The sequence below is a fragment of the Rhizobium sp. 01T417 genome, from assembly GCF_056398905.1.
Window position 1 is genome coordinate 1 of sequence record NZ_JBFTQH010000125.1, and the last position, 1,519, is coordinate 1,519.

A 1,519-nucleotide genomic window follows, 5' to 3' on the forward strand; every position below is an offset into this window, starting at 1 on the left:
AAGCCCTGGTTGGTCGCCATTGGCACCGCATTGATGACCCGTGCGCCGAGCGTGGCGCGAGTCGTCACCATCAGCGCCCCAGTCGGCAGCAGGTTGGCTCCGCTGCTTGCTAGCCCTGAGGAGCTGATGTGTTCATTGGTGTCGTAAAGGTACTTGATTGAGTTCCCGCTCACCTCTCCCGGGGTCACCCACGGTATGGTTCCACGCCAGAACGATGGAGCATTGCGGGAGGGAGTTCCGCCACCTACAAGCGTACCGAGCTGCCGAATTTCCTTGCGTTCCCAACCTAAGGGCAGGTGCTGAAGGAGACGTTCGTACGCATGCAACGACTGCATGGTAGGCTGATCAGACATACTTCAGCTCCTTCAGAAATCCCTGCAACGCATTCGCTGCCACGCGGCGCTTTTCCTCGATGTCATTGAGCGTGACGCGGTACTTGTTCCACCAGTTCTCAAAGGCGGCAACGATCTGCTTGCGGTGCGCCGCGATATAGCGCTCGATGATAGCCTGCATGTCGTTGTGCAGGATGGTCAGCAGCAGCGAGGCAGCGGCCACCGGCGTGAGACCGTCAACTGCCGCGTCGAGATGGATAGTGAAGCTCTCCATCTTTGACTTGAGATGCTTCTTCACCACCGCCAGCTCCTTCTTCCATGCCTTGAGCTGGGCCTCGTCCACGCCATTGTCCTCGTCAACCTCATCGACAGGACTCGCCGACGCTTCGTTGCCCTCCTCGTCCTCGTCGCCTTTCGGGCTGGCCGCCTTGATCTGAGCCTCCAGTTCCGCCTTCTTCGCCTCTAACTCGGTGAGGGCGCCAACGAAGTCACCCATCAGAAACTTGACCAGCTTGTGCTCCAGCGGACTCTCCTTGGTCGCCTTGTCCTCCAGCGCGGTAATAATGCTGGTCCGCCAGGCGTCGGCCACGCCCTTGGCATCACGCGCCATCAATGTCAGGAAGTCGTACTTGGTCTGGTACCAGAAGCCGGCGATGATGCCGCGCACCTGAAACGGATCGAGCAAGCCAATCGCCTCGAGCGTCTCGCTGAAGCTCGCAAGCAGATCGCTGCGCAGGGCCACAAGGCTGGCTGGGTTCTCTATCTGACCCGCTAGCGCGGTAATGCGTGCGCTATGGGATTGCCACCATTGTTCGAACGCATTGCGTATAGCGGTCTCTTTCGCCTTAAGGCCGGCATTGCCCTCAATGGCTGGCTGGATATCCTGCTGGCGAGTCAAGGCAGGACTGAAGTGATAGTAACGGTCATCATGCTCGACGAGCAGATCCATCGGGTTCAGGCCTTGCGCCTCGAAAAGCCTCGCCATGCTTTGCGCATGCACCTCGGCCTTGGGCACGCCGCCGACTAAGTGGGCACGCACGTCATGCGGCTCGGGATGCGGCGCATTATCGGCATAACGGCGGATGTTGAGGTTATAGTCGTTGGCACGCAGTGTTGCGATGTCCACGATAGCTGAAAATCCGGGGACCTCCTTGAATTCATCGAAGGTGGTGACGATTTTCTCGATG

General features: G+C 59.0%; 2 protein-coding genes. Both read right to left on the bottom strand.

The window, feature by feature from the left end; translation table 11 throughout:
- A partial coding sequence (locus AC1DPR_RS31880; protein ID WP_477818013.1) for a restriction endonuclease subunit S occupies positions 1 to 353 on the bottom strand: 353 nt, incomplete at its 3' end.
- A partial coding sequence (locus AC1DPR_RS31885; protein ID WP_477818014.1) for an N-6 DNA methylase occupies positions 346 to 1,519 on the bottom strand: 1,174 nt, incomplete at its 5' end. The genes AC1DPR_RS31880 and AC1DPR_RS31885, both read right to left, overlap by 8 nt.